The organism is Methylobacterium sp. 1973, from assembly GCF_040545035.1.
GTDB lineage: Bacteria > Pseudomonadota > Alphaproteobacteria > Rhizobiales > Beijerinckiaceae > Methylobacterium > Methylobacterium fujisawaense.
This window is the reverse complement of sequence record NZ_JBEPLA010000003.1, coordinates 260693-278420: the sequence shown is the minus strand read 5'-3', so window position 1 is coordinate 278420 and position 17728 is coordinate 260693. Positions and strand designations below refer to the sequence as shown.

Sequence of the window (17728 nt, the reverse complement as noted above, 5' to 3'; positions counted from 1 at the left end):
CTCAGCGCTGTTCGATCCGCTCATTGGCGAGGCGCTCGGCGCGCGAGCGCTCGTCGGCGGAAAGGCCGGACAGCGTCTGATCCAGCCACGCGTCGGACAGGCCCTGTCCGGCAGCGGCAAGGTTCCAGGCCGCAGCCTCGACGGGATTCTTGGCGACGCCACGGCCGACCGCGTAGAGGCGCGCGACGCGGTTCTGCGCGATGGCGTTGCCGCGCGAGGCCGCGTGCAGGAAATAGCGGGCGGCCGCCCGCTCGTCCTTGGTGACGCCGGTGCCGTTGAACAGAAGGATCGCGTACTCGACCTCACTGGCGAGATCGCCATTGTCGGCGCCGCGCCGGAACAACTCCGCCGCCTTGGACGGATCCTTCGGCACCCCGCGCCCCTGCAGGTAGAGAACGCCCAGATCGTGCTGCGCGGGGCCGATCTCCGCATCGGCCGCCTTGCGGAACTGCGCGGCGGCCGCCGCCTCGTCGGCCGTGGCCCCGGTGCCGATCAGGATCAGGCCGAGATTGTAGGCGGCGGTCGGTGAGCCTTGGGACGTGGCCTGTTCCAGCCATCGGCGCCCGGCCTTCGGATCCTTCGGCATACCGCGTCCGTCGAGCGCCATGAGCCCGAGGGATGCCATGGCGGACGGGTCGTTCTGTGCGGCGGCCAAACGATACCAGTCGGCGGCCTTCACCGGGTCCTGCTTCACGCCGAGGCCCTGGTTGTACAGCTCCCCGAGAAGCGTCATGGCGGCGGCGTCCTTCGGATTCGCCTCGATGCGCTTCGTCGCCTCGCGGAAGGCCGTGACGTACTGGCCTTTCTGATAGGCGCCGTAGGCGAGATCCGGCGGCTGACCGCCCTGCGGCGGCACGGCGCCCCGGGTGTAGTTCGGCGTATAGGGGCTCGGCAGTTCCGGCATCGGCTTCTTGCCGGTCTGCGCGGTGGACCCGATCGATCCGGGCGCCGCGGTCGCGGCCGGGTCGGCCGGAGCGGAGACGGCCCAGGTCGGCAGAGCGAGCACTGCCGCTCCGACGAAAGCCAACAGATGAGGGGCGTTGCGGCGCCTCACGCGGCAGCCTCCCGAAGGACGCGCTGGGCCCGCTCGACGGCTGCCGGATCCGACAGCCAGAGGCCGCTCTCCAATCCCACGAACTCCGCGCCTGTCGCGCCGAGCGGCCCGATCTCGTCGGCGGCGACGGCGACCGCGATGCACGGCGTCTCGAAGATTTCGGCCCACCAGGTGGCGCGGGCCCGGACGGTCTCCGCCTCCGGCGCGACACCGTCCGGATACAGCCCGCCGAACATCAGATAGTCGATACCCGCCTCGCCGGCTTCCATGGCGCCATGCTTGGTCTCGATGCCTCCAGCACCGAGGATGCGCCCGTCGCGCAGCCGGCCGCGCAGATCCTTCAGGTCGCGCGGCTTGTCGACATGGATGCCATCGGCGCCGCCGCGGATCGCCACCGTGGCGAGATCACCCGTGAAACCCGGACAGGCCACGACCAGGGCCGCGCCCCGCTCCTGCGCCACCGGAGCGACCGCCTTCACGCGGGCCGTCAGCCCGCGCTCGTCGGTGGCGGCGAGCCGCAGGATCACGGCGGCGACATCGCCCGCTTCGCAGGCGGCCTTCAGGGCCGCCACGAAGCCTTCGAGTCCCTCGGCGTCGAGACCGTGCGGTCCGAGAAGGGCGAGGCGGGCATTGGTGCTCATCGGGGGCGACAACCGGCGCCTTACCGCGCGCCGATCTTCGGATCCAGGGCGCCGCTGGCGTAGCGCTTGGCCATCTCGGCGACCGAGATCGGCCGGATCTTCGAGCCCTTGCCGGCGGTGTTGAACTCCTCGAAGCGCTGCTTGCAGAGCTTGGTCATCGCCTCCATTGCGGGCTTCAGGTACTTGCGCGGGTCGAATTCGGAGGGGTTCTCGGTGAGGACTTTCCGGATCTGACCGGTCATCGCCATGCGGTTGTCGGTGTCGATGTTGATCTTGCGCACGCCGTGCTTGATGCCGCGCTGGATCTCCTCGACCGGAACGCCCCAGGTCGGCTTCATCTGGCCGCCGTACTGGTTGATGATGTCCTGCAGGTCCTGCGGCACCGACGAGGAGCCGTGCATGACGAGGTGGGTCGTCGGCAGGCGGCGGTGGATCTCCTCGATCACGTTCATCGCCAGCACCTCGCCGTCGGGCTTGCGGGTGAACTTGTAGGCGCCGTGGCTCGTGCCCATGGCCACCGCCAGCGCGTCCACCTTGGTGGCCTCGACGAACTTCACCGCCTCCTCCGGGTCGGTCAGGAGCTGGTCGTGGCTGAGCGTACCCTCGGCGCCATGGCCGTCCTCGGCCTCGCCCTGGCCGCTCTCCAGCGAGCCGAGCACGCCCAGCTCACCCTCGACCGAGACGCCGGCCCAGTGGGCCATCTTGGTGACGTTGCGGGTGATCTCGACGTTGTAGTTGTAGTCGGCCGGGGTCTTGCCGTCGGCCTTCAGCGAGCCGTCCATCATCACCGAGGTGAAGCCATACTGGATCGCGGTGGCGCAGGTGGCTTCGTTGTTGCCGTGGTCGAGATGCATGCAGACGGGGATGTGCGGGTAGATCTCGACGAGGCCGTCGATCAGCTTGGCCAGCACGACGTCGTTGGCGTAGGCGCGGGCGCCACGGCTCGCCTGGAGGATCACCGGCGAGTCGGTGGCATCGGCGGCCGCCATGATGGCGAGCCCCTGTTCCATGTTGTTCAGGTTGAAGGCGGGCACGCCGTACTCGTACTCAGCGGCGTGATCGAGGAGCTGCCGGAGGGTGATGCGTGCCATCGTGCGTGTCTTCCCGTTTCCCGTTTCGTTGTCCGACCGATCGCCGGAGGCGCGGTGAGGCCCTCAGCTGGGCTGTATCGTTTCGCTCTGCCGGGTGCCTTGCTTTCGGTCAATCTCCGACGCGGCGCAGGCCATTCTTTCGGCGGATGATCCCCGGTCGGTCCGGCTCACCGGGGACGCGACGCGGTCCTCGACCTCGCTGACCCGCGCGTCAGACCTTACCGCCGTGGCCCGCATCGTCACGCGCATCCCGGCCGCGTTCAGACGATCGATCCGCGCCTCGAGCCTGTCGAAGCGCGTCACCGTCTCGGACCGCAGATCCGCCAGGCTCGCCTGGATGCCCCTTAGATTCTTGAGGGTCGCGTTCTCCCCATCGTCACCCATCGCCCCGGCCCCCCGGCTGATCAAGCCCGGCAGTATAGATAGGGTCGGGCCAATGGGGGAGGAGAGCAAGGTGGCCGTCTCAGCCCTTCGCCCGAAGCGCCTCGACGCCCGGGAGGGCCTTGCCCTCAAGCCATTCGAGGAAGGCGCCGCCGGCGGTCGAGACGTAGGTGAAGTCCTGCGCCACGCCGGCATGGTTGAGCGCGGCCACGGTGTCGCCGCCGCCCGCAACCGAGACGAGCTGGCCATCCTTCGTCCGCGCGGCCGCGTGCTTGGCGGCGGCCACGGTGGCGGCGTCGAACGGGGCCAGCTCGAAGGCGCCCAGCGGGCCGTTCCACACCAGGGTCTTGGCCCCGTCGATGGCGGCATTGATCTCGGCGACCGAGCGCGGGCCGGCATCGAGGATCATGCTCGCGTCCGGCACGGAATCCACCGGCACGGTCTCGTGGGGAGCCTGCGCCTTGAACTCGGTCGCGGCGACCGCGTCGACCGGCAGGATGATCCGGCAACCGGCCTTCTCGGCCGCCGCCAGGATGCGCGTGGCGGTCTCGGCGAGATCCTTCTCACAGAGGGACTTGCCCACCGCCTTGCCCTGCGCGTGCAGGAACGTGTTGGCCATGCCGCCGCCGATCACCAGCATGTCGACCTTGGCGACGAGGTTCTCCAGGAGATCGATCTTGGACGAGACCTTGGCGCCGCCGACCAGCGCGATCACCGGGCGCTGGGGCGATTCCAGGCCCTTGGTCAGCGCGTCGAGCTCGGCCTGCATCTCGCGGCCGGCATAGGCCGGCAACCGGTGCGCCAGACCCTCGGTGGAGGCGTGGGCGCGGTGGGCTGCCGAGAAGGCCTCGTTGACGTAGACGTCGCCGTTCGCCGCCAGGGCGTCCGCGAAAGCCGCGTCGTTCTTCTCCTCGCCGGGATGATAGCGGGTGTTCTCCAGGAGGAGGACGTCGCCGTCCTTCAGGGCCGCCACCGCCTGCGCGGCGGCGTCGCCCACGCAATCCGCAGCGAAGGCGACGGTGCGCCCGAGGGCCGCGCCGAGGGCCGGGACCACCGGCTCCAGCGAATCCTTCGGCTCGCGCTTGCCTTTCGGCCGGCCGAAATGGGCGAGCAGGATCACCCTGGCGCCCTGCTCGGCGACTTCGCGGATCGTCGGCGCGACGCGCGCGATGCGGGTCGCGTCGGTCACCCGCCCGTTCTCCATGGGCACGTTCAGATCGACGCGCATGAGGACCCGCTTGCCCTTGAGGGAGCCGGCATCGTCGAGGGTGCGGAAGGCGCTCATGCGGTCTGGTGCGGTCCTGTGCGGGGCGAGGGCGATTACTGCGCGGTCGTGCCGATGGTGGCCCGCTGCGGCAGCAGGCGGTCGAGATTCAGACGCTGGACGGCGACCATCAGGACCACGGTCAGGATGGCGGTGATCACGGCGGTAAGGACGAGGGCGCCGGTCCCGGGCAGGCGCCGGGTGCGCTCGGCGAGGCCGCGCATCTCCGTCCGAAGGGCCGCCAGGTCGGACTGGCGCGCCGATTCATTCATCCGGTTCGCCGCATTCTCGACCTTGTCCTCGACTCGGGACAGCAGTGCCTCGGAGCGGGCATACTTGTCCTCGATCCGCGAACACTTGTCCTCGATCCGCGCGAGCTGATCGAAGAGCTGGTTGGCCGGAAGCGGGTGGGACGGGACCGCGGATGCGGCAGGGGCCGCGGCGGTCGGTGCGGCGGCGGGTGTGGCGGGCGGCGGCGGAGCCGGCCTGGGGGCGGGCGGCACGGCAGCCGGTCCGCTCGACGTGCCCTGCGAAGCGTCGGTCATCCCTGGAGAGTCCCTGGTTCGAAGAAAGGCCGTCCGAAGAGTGGTGCGGCCGCCGACCTTTCAGGAGGCGGCGACCGCTGCAGTCCGGCTCAGATGAGCTTGGCCATCGCCACGGCGGTGTCGGCCATGCGGTTCGAGAAGCCCCACTCGTTGTCGTACCAGGTCAGGATGCGCACCAGCACGCCGTCCATCACCTTGGTCTGGTCGAGGTGGAAGGTCGAGGAATGGGGGTCGTGGTTGAAGTCGATCGAGACGTTCGGCCGGTCGGTGACGCCCAGCACGCCCTTGAGCGGGCCGGCCGCGGCGGCCTTGATGGCGTCGTTGATCTCCTGGACCGTCGTCGCGCGCTTGGCCGTGAAGACGAGGTCCACCGCCGAGACGTTCGGGGTCGGCACGCGGATCGCGGTCCCGTCGAGCTTGCCCTTCAGCTCCGGCAGCACGAGGCCGACGGCCTTCGCGGCGCCGGTCGAGGTCGGGATCATCGAGAGCGCCGCGGCGCGGGCCCGGTAGAGATCCTTGTGCATCTGGTCCAGCGAGGGCTGGTCGTTGGTGTAGGAGTGGATCGTGGTCATGAAGCCGCGCTCGATGCCGACCGCGGCGTCCAGCACCTGGGCGACCGGCGCCAGGCAGTTGGTGGTGCAGGAGGCGTTCGACACGACGTGGTGCTCGCCCGTGAGCTTGTCGTGGTTGACGCCGTAGACCACCGTCAGGTCGGCGCCGTCGGCCGGGGCCGAGACGAGGACGCGCTTGGCGCCGGCGTCGAGATGGGCCTTCGCCTTGTCCTTCGAGGTGAAGATGCCGGTGCATTCCAGCGCGATGTCGACGCCGAGGTCGCGGTGCGGCAGCTCGGCCGGGTTGCGCACGGCCGTGACCTTGATGCGCTTGCCGTTCACCACCAGGAACTCGCCGTCCACGGCGACCTCGCCGGGGAAGCGGCCGTGCACGGAGTCGTAGCGGAGCAGGTGGGCGTTGGTCTCCACCGGGCCGAGATCGTTGATCGCCACGACCTCGATGTCGCTGCGGCCGGCCTCCGCGATCGCGCGCAGGACGTTGCGGCCGATGCGTCCGAACCCGTTGATGGCAACCTTCGTCACGGCGTGACTCCTTCCTGATGCGGCTCGCCGCGCGCCGGACCTGGGGGGTGGTCCGCGGAGCGGTCTCGGCGGCCCGCCATACCGTCCGGGCCGGGCCGGGCGGGATCTGTGCGGGCGGGTTTGAACCTGCGATGAACCGGACCGGGAGAGGCCGGGCTTCCACGCGCGTGACCGTCGGATCGGACGGTGCCGGCTGAGGCCTCGGAACTGTCGCGGACCGGCCCTCCGGCATGTCTCGCGCGGTCCCTCTCGGGATCGCGCGGCTGTCTAGCATGGAGCCTCGACCTGTCAAACGCGTCGCCGTGACAAAGACCTTCGATCCACCGTCCAATAAACAGGGATCGGCACGATCCATTCGGAGTTCACCCGGATCGGGGATCGAAGGCCATTTCCCCCTGGAATTTCGGCTGCATTCGACGGAAAGCTTGCTGTCGAGGTAGACACAGAACCATGGCCGACGAGACCGAGCTCCGTTCCATCGACGACGCCCTCCGCCGCCTCGAGGCGGCCATCAACCGCCTGGATGCCGTCGTCCAGCGCCGCGTTGAGGTGGCCGCGCAGCCCGACGACCGGGATGCGGAACTCGCGCTGATGGACGAGGATCGGGCCCGCCTTGCCGCGGCTCTCGATGCTGCGAGCGCCCGTCTCGCCACCGTCTCGGCGACCACGGGGGAGGTCGGGCATCGGCTCGACCGGGCGATCGAGACCGTCCAGGATGTGCTCGGGCGCGCCTGATCCCCACGCCTACGCCTGTCGAGCGCACAGCGGAGCCGCCTTTGCCGCAGATCAACGTGACCATTGATGGCCGCTCTTACCGCATGGCCTGCGGGGAGGGGGAGGAGGCGCATCTCACCGGCCTCGCCGCCACCCTCGACGGGCGCATCGGCGAGATGCGCAAGAGCTTCGGCGAGATCGGGGACATGCGCCTTCAGGTCATGGCGGCGTTGACCATCGTCGACGAGCTCGCGGAGCTGCGCATGCGGTACGCGACCCTCGAGACCGACGTCGCGGCGCTGCGCGCCGCTGCCGAGGCTGCCGAGCGCGGGCGAGCGGAGGATGCCGAGCGGGCGGCCGTCGGAATCGGTCGGGCGGCCGAGCATATCGGAAAGCTCGCCGACGCGCTCGGCGGGGTGAGTCCGCGCACGTGAACGACACCACGTGAACGACAAGGAGCCGGACGTCTGCACTGTCGAACCGGTTCGCATTCCGCCGCCGCGCGCGAGCCATTCGCGGACCGCAATCCGACCCCGGCGGCGCCGAAAGCGGCGGGATTGCCGGGAATCCTCACCCCTCTGGACTGACGTGGATGCGGGCACGACGCCGGTCCCCTTGAACACGACCGTCACCGGCTGCCGGTGCTGATCGACCGTTCGAGGCCCTTTCGGTTCGTGGTCGGACTGGTCTTCGCGCAACCGTGAGGCCGTCCGGGGCCGGGTTGCCGCGCCGGACCGATCATCGCTGTCGAAAACCTCATTCCGTCTCGGCGATGTAGCGCCCCAGCGCCGCCGCCGCCCGGAGCATGTGGGCGCGCATACGCCGGGCGGCCGTCTCGCCGTCCCCTTCGGCGATCGCCGCCAGGATCTCGCCGTGCTCCTCCCGCGAGCGGCGGATCCGGTCGGCGTGGCGGAGCTGCGTGCGCCGGAACGCGGCGAGGCGCTCGCGGATCGCCAGGGCCTGCTCGGCCATGAAGCCGTTGTGGGTCGCCGTGTAGAGCGCCTCGTGGAAGGCGCGGTTGAACCGGTCGTAGGCGTCGACGTCGCCCGCCTCGACCGCCTTGGCGGATTCCTCGTGAAGCTCCATGAGCTCCCCGCGCTCCAGGGGCGTCATCCGGTAGGTGGCGAGCCGGGCGCACATCGCCTCGATCTCGGCGGTCGTCTCGAACATGTCGGCGATCCGCTGCGGCGTGAGGCGCACCACCACGACGCCCCGGCGGGGCCGGATTTCCACGAGCCCTGAGGCCGCGAGCTGGCGCAGCGCCTCCCGGACGGGCGTGCGCGACGCGCCGTAGCGATCGGCCAGGTTCTGCTCGTCGAGGGCCGTGCCAGCCGCGATCGTCCCTGACGCGATGGCGTCGGTGAGCGCGTCGCGGATCCGGTCCGAGAGCAGCCCGCTGTCGATCTTCTGAAAGTCGCCGTGCATCCGCCGTTCCTCAATCGTCCCATGAGCGGCGCCTGCCAGTCTTCGGGAAGACGATACGGAACCATACCCTAATCCGCACGGGCGAATCCGCGTCGCGACCGGACGCGCCGGAACGAAGCCGCTTCAGCCGACCAGGGCCCGCACCGTCAGGAACAGGATCGAGGGGCCGACGAGGCAGCCGATTCCGGTGTGGAACGTCGCCGTCAGCGCGCCGTAGGGGACGAGCTTCGGATCGGTCGCCGCGAGGCCGCCCGCGACCCCGCTGACCGTGCCCATCAGGCCACCATACGCCATCGCGGAGCGCGGGTTGTCGAGGCCGATCAGCCGGGCCACCAGGGGCGTCCCGACCATGACCATGACCGCCTTGGTCACCCCGGTCGCGATGGACAGCGCCATCACGGTGGAATCCGCGCCGATCGCCGCGCCGGTGACGGGCCCGACGATGTAGGTGATCGCCCCCGCGCCGATCGTCGTGATCGAGACCGCGTCGTGATAGCCGAAGGCCACGGCGGTCAGGGTGCCGACGATGAACGGCAGGATCGTCCCGAGGGCGAGGGCCAGGACGCCCAGCAGGCCCGCACGCCGCGCCTCGATCACGTCCACCTCGAAGGCGGTGGCGACGATGGCGAAGTCCCGCAGCATCGCCCCGCCCATCAGGCCGATCCCGGCAAGCGCCGGGATGTCGGCGAGGCCCTTCTTCCCACCCGTGTAGAGCCCGCCGAGATAGGCGAGCGCCAGCCCCAGCACGATCGCGATCGCGGAGCCGTGGACGCGGCCTTTGGTGAGGCGCTTGGCGGCGTAGTTCGAGACGAGGATCAGCGCGCCGACCACCGCGAAGGCGGCCACGAGGCTCTGCTCGACGAAGACGTGCTCGATGCCGTGCCAGATGTCGTGTCCCATGGCGTTCACCCCTTCCTGGCGCCGGGCGCGACGGCCGGCGCCACCGCTTCGGGCTCGGCGTCGCCGCCGATCACAGAGCCGCCATGCTCCACGGCGCCGCTGCCGGGATCGCGCCGTCCGATCCGGCTGAGCAGGGCGACGGCGCCGAAGCACAGGACCAGGGAGCCTGTCGCCGCGATCAGCACGATCGGACCGCCGCTTACGGCCGCCACGACGTTCTGCTGGGCCGCCATGGCGACCACGATCGGGATGTACATCCCCGCCCAGAATTCGACGCCGAACTGGACCCCTTTGGTCAGGCGACCCCGGTGCGACAGCCACAGGCGCGCGGCGATGAGCAGGATCATGGCGATGCCGACGCCGCCGACATTCGCCTTGACGCCGAGAGCGAGGCCAAGAAGGTCGCCGAGATACACGCCGATCAGCGTGGCGGCGGCGAGCAGGGCGACACCGAGGACGATCATCGGCGTTGCCCGTTCACTGGAGCGGCGCTTCCGGCCGCATCCGACGGCCGTGTGGACGCGTACAACATGGCGCGTTCCCTTCCCGGATCGGCCTCGGGGGGCCGTTGCGCGAAGTATGCAATATGTTCACACACACGCAATCCCGTATACGAAACTGTGATTGCGTCGGGTTTGAAAATACCGAAACAATCGCTAGATATCATTTGGTACACCGGTTGGAGCACGCGGATGGGCGAGTGGCGCGGTGAGAGGCGGGCGCGGGACGCGCGCATCGCGGCGGGGCGCGCCCACGCGGACGGCAAGGTCGTGCCGGCCGGGGCCGTAGTCGACCTGCTGGAGTCGATCCTGCGGCCCGGCGACCGTGTCTGTCTCGAGGGCGATAATCAGAAGCAGGCCGACTGCCTCGCCCGCGGCCTGAGCGCCTGCGATCCCGACAAGATCCACGACCTGCACATGGTCCAGTCGGGGATCGTGCTGCCCGAGCACCTCGACGTGTTCGAGACCGGGATCGCGAAGCGGCTCGACTACTCGTATTCCGGTCCGCAGGGCGCCCGCATCGCCAAGATGCTCTACGGCGGCCAGATCGAGCTCGGCGCGGTCCACACCTACCTGGAGCTGTTCGCCCGCTACTTCGTCGATCTGACGCCCAACGTGGCGCTGATCGCCGGCGTTTCGGCCGACCGGAACGGCAACCTGTATACGGGGCCGAACACCGAGGACACGCCGACCGTCGTGGAGGCGACCGCCTTCAAGAACGGCGTCGTGGTCGCGCAGGTCAACGAGATCGTCGACACGGTGCCGCGGGTCGACATCCCGGGCGACCGGGTGGACTTCGTGGTCGAGGCCGACACGCCGTTCTACGTCGAGCCGCTCTTCACCCGCGATCCGGCGGCGATGACCGAGACCCAGATCCTGATCGCCATGATGGCGATCAAGGGGATCTATGCCGAGTACGGCATCCGCCGGCTGAACCACGGAATCGGTTTCGGGACCGCGGCGATCGAGCTGCTGCTGCCGACCTACGGCGAAAAGCTCGGCCTGAAAGGCAAGATCGCCACCCACTGGGCGCTCAACCCGCACCCGACCCTCATCCCGGCGATCGAATCCGGCTGGGTCAAGCAGGTCCACTGCTTCGGCTCCGAGGTCGGGATGGACCGCTACATCCGTGAGCGGCCCGACATCTTCTTCACCGGCGCGGACGGAAGTCTGCGCTCGAACCGGGCTTTCTGTCAGACCGCCGGTCTCTACGCCTGCGACATGTTCATCGGGGCGACGCTCCAGATCGACCTGATGGGCCATTCCTCGACCGTCACGCAGTCCCGGGTGGCGGGTTTCGGGGGGGCCCCCAACATGGGCTCGGACCCGCATGGCCGGCGCCATCCCTCCGATGCTTGGATGAAGGCCGGCCGTGAGGGCCAGATCGTCGGCGACCCGGCGCTGATGCGCGGGCGCAAGCTCGTGGTGCAGCTGGTGGAGACCTTCGGCGACAAGCTGGTCCCGACCTTCGTGGAGAAGCTCGACGCCCTCGAACTGGCGAAGAAAATCGGCCTCGAACTGGCGCCGGTCATGATCTACGCCGACGACGTGACCCACATCGTCACCGAGGAGGGTATCGCGAACCTCCTGCTCTGCCGGGACGCGGACGAGCGCGAGCAGGCGATCCGGGGCGTCGCCGGCTACACCGAGGTCGGTCGCGGCCGGGACCGGACGAAGGTGGAGGCGCTGCGCGCCCGGGGTGTCATCCGTCGCCCCGAGGATCTCGGCATCGAGCCCCTGGACGCCGACCGGGCGCTGCTCGCCGCGAAGTCGATCAAGGATCTCGTGCATTGGTCCGGCGGGCTCTACGAGCCGCCGGCCCGGTTCCGGAACTGGTGAGCGGCGCGCGATGAAGGGTCCTCTGGCAAGGAGCCGGCCATGGAATCTCTGACCTTCCGCCACACCACGAAGAAGCCGCTGCCCGGCTCGGTGCCGAGCGCGATCACCGGCGTCGTGGCGTCCGGCAACCTGGAGATCCTGCTGGAGCGCGTCCTGCCGCCGGATGCCTGCGAGGTGGCCGTCGAGACCCCGATCGCCGGCTACGGCGACGTCTGGGAGGCGGTGGTGGCCGATTTCGTCGCCCGGGCGCAGCCCGGGGGCCTGCGCATCAGCATCAACGACGGCGGTGCCCGCCCCGACACCGTGTCGCTGCGCCTGCTCCAGGGCGCGCGGCTGATGGAGGCCTGACCATGGCTGGCGACCGCGCCGCGAGCATCGATCCGGACGCCCTGAGCTGGTACGAGGCCACCGCCCGCCAGCGGGTGCTGGCGCTCACCGATCCGGGAAGCTTCCACGAGTTCCTGCCGCCGACGGAGCGGCGCATGAGCCCGCACCTGCCGCTGTTCGACCTGCCGCGCGCTTTCGACGACGGCATCGTGGTCGGCCGCGCGCGCCTCGACGGCGAACCGGTCCTGATCGCCGCCCAGGAGGGCCGCTTCATGGGCGGGGCCTTCGGCGAGGTGCATGGGGGCAAGCTGGTCGGCCTGCTCCGGGCAGCCCTGGCGCTGAAGCCGAAGGCGGTGCTGATTCTGTTCGACACCGGCGGCGTCCGCCTGCAGGAGGCCAATGCCGGCGAGACGGCCATCGCCGAGGCCATGCGGGCCATCGTCGATGTGCGCGTCGCAGGCATCCCGGTGATCGGGCTGATCGGCGGCCGGGCCGGCTGCTACGGCGGCGGCGGCCTGATCGCCGGCACCTGCTCGCGGCTCGCGGTCTCGGAGGGCGGCCGCATCTCGGTGTCCGGCCCCGAGGTCATCGAGACCAACAAGGGCGCGGAGGAATTCGATTCCCGCGACCGGGCGCTGGTCTGGCGCACCATGGGCGGCAAGCACCGCCGCCTGATCGGGGGTGCCGACGCCTTCTGCGCCGACACCGTCTCGGCCTTCCGCAAGGCCGCCCGCGATCTCGTCGGCCGCGCGCCAGCCTTCGACCTGGACACCCTCGAGGCCGAGCAGGCCCGCCTGGAAACCCGGATCGACCGGTTCGGCGATTGCCGCGACGCCACGGATGTCTGGGCCCGCCTGGGCGTGAACGATCCCGAATCCGTGCCGGCGATGGATACGGACGCCTTCGCGGAGACCGTGGCGCGGAGCCCGGAGGCAGACCATGACGCTCGCTGAGATCCTCGCCTCCCTCTTCCCGCAGGGCCACGCGGTCGCGGTGCGCGAGGGCCTCGTGACCGGCACCGGTCCGTTCGGGGACGGCCCGATGCACGTGGTGGGCATCGACGGCGACACGCCCCTCGGCGTCGACGGGGCGCTCGTCCTGTCGCGCGCCGTGCTCAATGCCGTGCGCACCGGCGACCGCGCGCCGATCCTGGTGGCGGTGGATTCCGACAGCCAGCGCATGAGCCGCCGTGACGAGCTTTTGGGTCTCAACGAATGCCTCGCCCATCTCGCCAAGGCGCTGCTCCTGGCGGATCGGTCGGGCCATCCGACGATCGGGCTGATCTACGGCCACTCGGCCGCCGGCGCCTTCATCGCCACGGCCCTCGCGACGCGGGTCCTGGCGGCACTGCCCGGGGCCAATCCCAGCGTCATGGATCTGCCGTCCGTCGCCCGGGTGACCAAGCTGCCCCTCGACACCCTTGAGGAGATGGCCAAGTCGACCCCCGTCTTCGCCCCCGGCCTCGACAACATGGTGGCGGCCGGTGCCGTCCACGTCGTTCTGGACCCGGACCGGCCCCTTGGCGGCCAGATCCGCGCGGTGATCGACACGATGGAGGCGGAGGACGTCCGCGACCGGCTGGGCGCCGAGCGGGGCGGCCGCCCGGTCGCCCACACCGTCGCGGCGGCCGTCGCCGATCAGGCGCGCCTTGGCTGAGCCCTTCCGACGCCACGACCTCGTCCGCGTCGATCCGGCAGCCTGGGACGCGTGGCGCGCGGACCGGCCCGATCTCGGCGCCGTCCCCCATCTGGAGGGCTGGGCCGCGGCGGGCCGGCCCTTGATCGTCCGCCGCCGTGTTCCCGGGGAGACCGGCGACCCGGTGCCGCTCGGCCTGCCGCTGCCGCCCGCGGACGGCAAGCGGCGGATCGGGCTCGCCCTGCCGGCATCCGCGCTGTCGCCCGTACCGGCGGTGAGCCTCGCCGAGGCCGCCGCCGACGCCCCGGCGTCCTGGGGTCCGGCCGTCGACGCCCTCACGGCGCTCGGCCGACGGCACGGCCTGGTGCCGCGCCCCTTCGGCAGCCTCCTCTGGCAGGCTGTCACGGGCCTCACCTACCTGAGCGCCGCCTCCGACCTCGACCTGCTCTGGCCGTGCCGAGTTCCGGTGCCGGTCGGTCTTCTCGACGGCATCGCCGCCGTGGCTGGGACGGCACCGATGGGCATCGATGGGGAGATCCTCCTGCCGGACGGCGCCGGTCTGCACTGGCGCGAACTGCGCGACGCGCCGGAGGACGGTTCGGTGCTCGCCAAGAGCCTGGACCGTCTGGCCCTGCAGGCGGTCGCGGGCCTGCGCGGCCAGAGCCCGGCATGACCCTCGCGATCCTCCTCTCCGGCCAGGGCGGCCAGCACCCGGCCATGTTCGACCTCACGGCCGATCATCCGGCCGCGCAGGACGTGTTCGCTTCCGCCAGACCGCTTCTCGGCGGCACCGATCCGCGCGACCTGGCCCGCGCGGGCGGCGACAACCTGCAGGCGAACCGAACCGGTCAGATCCTGTGCTGCGTCGCCGCCCTGACGGCGTGGCGGGCGCTGGCCGGGGCGGCTTCGGACCGCTCGATCGTGGCCGGCTACAGCATCGGCGATCTCGCGGCCTGGGGCGTCGCCGGACGCCTCGACCACGCGGACGTGCTCGCTCTCGCTGCGCGACGCGCGGAGGCCATGGATGCCGCTTCCGGCGCGGGGTTCGGGTTGGCGGGGATCCGCGGTCTGAGCCTCGACGCGCTCGCGGATCTTGCGGCACGCCACGGTTGCCACATCGCCATCCGCAACGCGGCCGACAGCGGCGTCGTCGGCGGTCCGCGCGCGGCGCTGGCGGCGCTGTGCCGGGATGCGACCGGCTCGGGCGCGCAGCGGGCCGTGGTCCTACCCGTCCACACGCCGTCGCATACGCCCCTGCTGGATGCCGCAACGGTGGGCTTTCGGGACGCGCTCGCCGCGGTGTCGCCGCGCCGCCCGCCGGCCCGCGCGCCGCGCCTGGTCAGCGGGCTGGACGGGAGCACGGTGTTTCGCGACGCGGACGGTCGCGAGAAGCTGGCGCTTCAGATCTCGCGCACGATCGACTGGGCCGCCTGCCTTGAGGCGTGCCGCGAGTACGGCGCGGACCGCGTGCTCGAACTCGGACCGGGGCATGCCCTCGCCACGATGGCCCGGGCCGCCCTCCCGGCGGCACGCGTCCACGCCGTCGAGGAATTCCGCTCGCTCAGCGGTGTGACGGACTGGCTCGCGCGACCTTAGTCACGCCGCACATATGCCGCACATCCATTGCGGTTGGCCGTGCCTCTGCGACGCTAGTCTGGTGATGGGCCAGTCCGGCCCCGCTCGCCTGGCACAATACTGATGTCGACACCTCGCCTTGACGCGCGGCCCGTTGCGGTCGTAGCAGCCGGGCATCTTCGGGACGGGACGGGTTCATGACGGCCAAGCGAGCGCTGATCACGGGTGTGACGGGCCAGGACGGCGCGTATCTGGCACAGCTGCTGCTGCAGAAGGGCTACGCCGTCACCGGCATCGTGCGGCGCTCCAGCCATGCCGGCGTGTTCGACCACCGGTTGAAGTGGCTCGGCATCCTCGACGATGTCGAGCTGGTCGACGGCAACCTGCTCGACCTCTCGGCGCTGATGCGCATCGTCCAGGCCGCCAAGCCCGACGAGATCTACAACCTCGCCGCCCAGTCCTTCGTGACCTCGTCGTGGCAGCAGCCGCTTCTCACCGGGCAGGTGACCGGCCTCGGCGCCGCGCACATGCTGGAATGCCTGCGCTCGGTCGCCCCCCAGGCGCGCTACTACCAGGCCTCGACCTCGGAGATGTTCGGGCTGATCCAGGAAGCCAAGCAGAGCGAGTCGACGCCGTTCTACCCGCGCTCGCCCTACGGCGTGGCCAAGCTCTACGCCCACTGGATGACCATCAACTACCGGGAGAGCTTCGGGCTGCACGCGTCGAACGGGATCCTGTTCAACCACGAGAGCCCGCTGCGCGGGGTCGAGTTCGTGACCCGCAAGGTCACGGACGCGGTGGCGCGGATCAAGCTTGGCACGCAGAAGGAGCTGCGGCTCGGCAACATCGACGCCAAGCGCGACTGGGGCCACGCCCGCGACTACGTGCAGGCGATGTGGCTGATGCTGCAGCAGGACCGCCCGGACGATTACGTGATCGCCACCGGCCGGACCACGACGGTGCGGGACATGTGCGCGATCGCGTTCAAGCATGTCGGCCTGACCATGGACGACCACCTCGTCATCGACCCGGCGCTGTTCCGGCCCGCGGAGGTGGAGGTGTTGCTCGGCAACCCCGCCAAGGCGAAGGCGACCTTCGGCTGGGAGGCCGAGACCAGCCTGGAGGCCCTGATCACCGAGATGGTCGACGCCGACATCAAGCGCCTCAGCGCCAACGCCTGAGACGGCCGGGCTCGCCGGAGGCGGGCCCCGGATCCATATGGCGCGCATCCGCAGTCGGAGGAGCGCGCCGTGAAGACCTACCAGCTCTACATCGACGGGCAATTCGTCGATCCGGTCGAGGGCTCGTGGTTCGAGTCCATCGATCCCTATCGCGGTGAGCCCTGGGCCCGGATCCCACGTGCCGGGCGGGCCGATGTCGACCGGGCAGTGGCCGCCGCCAAGCGCGCCATGTGGGAGGGCCCCTGGGCCACCATGACGGCCACCGCGCGCGGCAAGGTGCTGCGCCGGATCGGCGACCTCGTGGAGCGCGAAGCGAAGGCTCTCGCCGAGGTCGAGGTCCGCGACAACGGCAAGCTGTTCGCCGAGATGTACGGCCAGACCCGCTACCAGCCGGAATGGTGGTGGTACTATGCGGGGCTGGCCGACAAGGTCGAGGGCGCCCAGGTGCCGATCGACAAGCCCGAGACCTTCGCGTTCACCCGGCACGAGCCGGTGGGCGTGGTCGGGGCGCTGACGGCGTGGAACTCGCCGCTCCTGTTCGTGGCCTGGAAATGTGCGCCCGCGCTCGCGGCCGGCTGCGCGGTCGTGGTGAAGCCCTCCGAGTTCGCCTCAGCCAGCACGCTGGAATTCGCCCGGCTCACCAAGGAGGCGGGGCTGCCCGACGGGATGTTCAACGTCATCACCGGCTTCGGCGGCGAGACCGGCAGCGCGATCGTCGAGCATCCGGACGTTGCCAAGATCACCTTCACGGGCTCTGACGTGACCGGCGCGAAGGTCTACGAAGCGGCCGCGCGCCAGATCAAGCGCGTCTCCCTGGAACTCGGCGGCAAGTCGCCCAACATCGTCTTCGCCGATGCCGACCTGAAGGCCGCCGCCGCGGGCGCGATCTCGGGCATCTTCGCGGCCACCGGGCAGACCTGCATCGCCGGCTCGCGCCTGCTGGTTCAGAACAGCATCCGCCAGGAATTCACCGACCGACTGATCGAACTCGCCCGAACCGCCAAGCTCGGCAACCCGATGCAGGCGGACACCAATATCGGGCCGATCACCACGCCGCCGCAATACACGAAGGTGCTCGACTACATCGCGCTGGCCAAGCGCGAAGGGGCCCGCTGCGTCTTCGGCGGCAATCCCGCCTCCGGTCCCGGCGTGCTCGGCGGCCAGTTCGTCGAGCCGACGATTTTCACCGGCGTCACCAACGACATGCGCATCGCCCAGGAGGAGGTGTTCGGCCCGGTCCTGTCGATCATCGGCTTCGAGGACGAGGCCGAGGCGCTCCGGCTCGGCAACGACGTGATCTACGGGCTCGCCGCCGGCGTTTGGACGCAGGATATCGGCCGCGCGATGCGGATGTCGAAGGGGCTGCGGGCCGGCACCGTCTGGGTGAACACCTACCGGGCGGTGAGCTACATGATGCCGTTCGGCGGCATGAAGCGCTCCGGCATCGGCCGCGAGAGCGGCATCGAGTCGATCCGCGAGTTCCTGGAGACCAAGAGCGTCTGGATCTCGACCAGCCGCGACGCGCCGGAGAACCCCTTCGTCATGCGGTGATGGCAGCGGCC

At 70.4% G+C, this 17728-nt stretch carries 20 protein-coding genes; 10 read left to right on the top strand and 10 right to left on the bottom strand.

What is annotated here, in order from left to right:
* Position 1: 1 nt before the first annotated feature.
* The 7 genes from ABIC70_RS08255 to gap form a co-directional block, all read right to left on the bottom strand.
* Positions 2-1006: an SEL1-like repeat protein gene (locus tag ABIC70_RS08255; RefSeq protein ID WP_306307416.1), complete on the bottom strand. Its 1005-nt coding sequence runs from the start codon at positions 1004-1006 to the stop codon at positions 2-4.
* Between the two features lie 44 nt (positions 1007-1050).
* Complete coding sequence (locus tag ABIC70_RS08250; RefSeq protein ID WP_043380249.1) at positions 1051-1695, bottom strand: thiamine phosphate synthase; 645 nt, start codon at positions 1693-1695, stop codon at positions 1051-1053.
* A 20-nt stretch (positions 1696-1715) separates the two neighbouring features.
* Complete coding sequence (gene fba / locus ABIC70_RS08245) at positions 1716-2786, bottom strand: class II fructose-bisphosphate aldolase (protein ID WP_043345222.1); 1071 nt, start codon at positions 2784-2786, stop codon at positions 1716-1718.
* 63 nt (positions 2787-2849) lie between these two features.
* Entirely contained in the window at positions 2850-3170 is a 321-nt protein-coding gene (locus ABIC70_RS08240; RefSeq protein ID WP_354439424.1) for a hypothetical protein, read from the bottom strand.
* A 79-nt stretch (positions 3171-3249) separates the two neighbouring features.
* Positions 3250-4452 carry a phosphoglycerate kinase gene (locus ABIC70_RS08235; RefSeq protein ID WP_345822024.1) on the bottom strand — a complete coding sequence of 401 codons (1203 nt, stop codon included), beginning with the start codon at positions 4450-4452 and terminating at the stop codon, positions 3250-3252.
* Positions 4453-4487: 35 nt separating this feature from the next.
* A complete protein-coding gene (locus ABIC70_RS08230; RefSeq protein ID WP_043380244.1) occupies positions 4488-4976 on the bottom strand; it encodes a hypothetical protein in 489 nt (162 codons plus the stop codon).
* Positions 4977-5065: 89 nt separating this feature from the next.
* Positions 5066-6070, bottom strand: a complete 1005-nt coding sequence (gene gap, locus ABIC70_RS08225) for a type I glyceraldehyde-3-phosphate dehydrogenase (RefSeq protein ID WP_043345211.1) — start codon at positions 6068-6070, stop codon at positions 5066-5068.
* Between the two features lie 450 nt (positions 6071-6520).
* Between gap and ABIC70_RS08220 the strand changes: the two genes are divergently transcribed.
* Both ABIC70_RS08220 and ABIC70_RS08215 read left to right on the top strand, forming a co-directional pair.
* Positions 6521-6805: a DUF4164 family protein gene (locus ABIC70_RS08220; protein WP_354439423.1), complete on the top strand. Its 285-nt coding sequence runs from the start codon at positions 6521-6523 to the stop codon at positions 6803-6805.
* A gap of 41 nt (positions 6806-6846) precedes the next feature.
* A complete protein-coding gene (locus tag ABIC70_RS08215; protein ID WP_043345206.1) occupies positions 6847-7218 on the top strand; it encodes a cell division protein ZapA in 372 nt (123 codons plus the stop codon).
* 322 nt (positions 7219-7540) lie between these two features.
* Here the strand turns inward: ABIC70_RS08215 and ABIC70_RS08210 are convergent, their stop codons facing one another.
* The 3 genes from ABIC70_RS08210 to madL form a co-directional block, all read right to left on the bottom strand.
* Positions 7541-8209 (bottom strand): GntR family transcriptional regulator, encoded by a 669-nt coding sequence (locus ABIC70_RS08210; RefSeq protein WP_043380236.1) that lies wholly within the window; start codon positions 8207-8209, stop codon positions 7541-7543.
* A gap of 123 nt (positions 8210-8332) precedes the next feature.
* On the bottom strand, positions 8333-9097 hold the full coding sequence (madM, locus tag ABIC70_RS08205; RefSeq protein WP_043760600.1) for a malonate transporter subunit MadM: 765 nt from the start codon (positions 9095-9097) through the stop codon (positions 8333-8335).
* Between the two features lie 17 nt (positions 9098-9114).
* Positions 9115-9573, bottom strand: coding sequence for a malonate transporter subunit MadL (gene madL, locus ABIC70_RS08200; protein WP_053609397.1), 459 nt, complete (start codon positions 9571-9573; stop codon positions 9115-9117).
* A gap of 228 nt (positions 9574-9801) precedes the next feature.
* Between madL and mdcA the strand changes: the two genes are divergently transcribed.
* The 8 genes from mdcA to ABIC70_RS08160 all read left to right on the top strand — a co-directional run bounded on the left by mdcA (position 9802) and on the right by ABIC70_RS08160 (position 17717).
* The gene (gene mdcA, locus ABIC70_RS08195) at positions 9802-11448 is read left to right on the top strand and encodes a malonate decarboxylase subunit alpha (RefSeq protein WP_043755058.1); all 1647 of its coding nucleotides are present in this window, start codon (positions 9802-9804) and stop codon (positions 11446-11448) included.
* Between the two features lie 39 nt (positions 11449-11487).
* Positions 11488-11796, top strand: coding sequence for a malonate decarboxylase acyl carrier protein (gene mdcC, locus ABIC70_RS08190; protein WP_043380229.1), 309 nt, complete (start codon positions 11488-11490; stop codon positions 11794-11796).
* Positions 11797-11798: 2 nt separating this feature from the next.
* Positions 11799-12728: a biotin-independent malonate decarboxylase subunit beta gene (locus ABIC70_RS08185; protein WP_354439422.1), complete on the top strand. Its 930-nt coding sequence runs from the start codon at positions 11799-11801 to the stop codon at positions 12726-12728.
* Entirely contained in the window at positions 12715-13431 is a 717-nt protein-coding gene (gene mdcE / locus ABIC70_RS08180) for a biotin-independent malonate decarboxylase subunit gamma (protein ID WP_274926045.1), read from the top strand. The genes ABIC70_RS08185 and mdcE overlap by 14 nt, the downstream gene beginning before the upstream one ends.
* Positions 13424-14083 carry a malonate decarboxylase holo-[acyl-carrier-protein] synthase gene (mdcG, locus tag ABIC70_RS08175; RefSeq protein ID WP_354439421.1) on the top strand — a complete coding sequence of 220 codons (660 nt, stop codon included), beginning with the start codon at positions 13424-13426 and terminating at the stop codon, positions 14081-14083. Before mdcE ends, mdcG begins: the two co-directional genes overlap by 8 nt.
* Entirely contained in the window at positions 14080-15006 is a 927-nt protein-coding gene (locus ABIC70_RS08170) for an acyltransferase domain-containing protein (protein WP_354439420.1), read from the top strand. The genes mdcG and ABIC70_RS08170 overlap by 4 nt, the downstream gene beginning before the upstream one ends.
* A 176-nt stretch (positions 15007-15182) precedes the next feature.
* Positions 15183-16166, top strand: coding sequence for a GDP-mannose 4,6-dehydratase (gene gmd, locus ABIC70_RS08165; RefSeq protein ID WP_043350641.1), 984 nt, complete (start codon positions 15183-15185; stop codon positions 16164-16166).
* A gap of 69 nt (positions 16167-16235) precedes the next feature.
* Positions 16236-17717, top strand: coding sequence for an aldehyde dehydrogenase (locus ABIC70_RS08160; protein WP_354439418.1), 1482 nt, complete (start codon positions 16236-16238; stop codon positions 17715-17717).
* The last annotated feature ends 11 nt before the right edge of the window (positions 17718-17728 follow it).

Coding starts and splice junctions, on each gene's coding strand:
- ABIC70_RS08250 (WP_043380249.1), bottom strand. CDS start 1,695: ATGAGCACCAATGCCCGCCTCGCCCTTCTCGGACCGCACGGTCTCGAC.
- fba (WP_043345222.1), bottom strand. CDS start 2,786: ATGGCACGCATCACCCTCCGGCAGCTCCTCGATCACGCCGCTGAGTAC.
- ABIC70_RS08240 (WP_354439424.1), bottom strand. CDS start 3,170: ATGGGTGACGATGGGGAGAACGCGACCCTCAAGAATCTAAGGGGCATC.
- ABIC70_RS08235 (WP_345822024.1), bottom strand. CDS start 4,452: ATGAGCGCCTTCCGCACCCTCGACGATGCCGGCTCCCTCAAGGGCAAG.
- ABIC70_RS08230 (WP_043380244.1), bottom strand. CDS start 4,976: ATGACCGACGCTTCGCAGGGCACGTCGAGCGGACCGGCTGCCGTGCCG.
- ABIC70_RS08220 (WP_354439423.1), top strand. CDS start 6,521: ATGGCCGACGAGACCGAGCTCCGTTCCATCGACGACGCCCTCCGCCGC.
- ABIC70_RS08210 (WP_043380236.1), bottom strand. CDS start 8,209: ATGCACGGCGACTTTCAGAAGATCGACAGCGGGCTGCTCTCGGACCGG.
- madL (WP_053609397.1), bottom strand. CDS start 9,573: ATGATCGTCCTCGGTGTCGCCCTGCTCGCCGCCGCCACGCTGATCGGC.
- mdcA (WP_043755058.1), top strand. CDS start 9,802: ATGGGCGAGTGGCGCGGTGAGAGGCGGGCGCGGGACGCGCGCATCGCG.
- mdcC (WP_043380229.1), top strand. CDS start 11,488: ATGGAATCTCTGACCTTCCGCCACACCACGAAGAAGCCGCTGCCCGGC.
- ABIC70_RS08185 (WP_354439422.1), top strand. CDS start 11,799: ATGGCTGGCGACCGCGCCGCGAGCATCGATCCGGACGCCCTGAGCTGG.
- mdcE (WP_274926045.1), top strand. CDS start 12,715: ATGACGCTCGCTGAGATCCTCGCCTCCCTCTTCCCGCAGGGCCACGCG.
- ABIC70_RS08170 (WP_354439420.1), top strand. CDS start 14,080: ATGACCCTCGCGATCCTCCTCTCCGGCCAGGGCGGCCAGCACCCGGCC.
- gmd (WP_043350641.1), top strand. CDS start 15,183: ATGACGGCCAAGCGAGCGCTGATCACGGGTGTGACGGGCCAGGACGGC.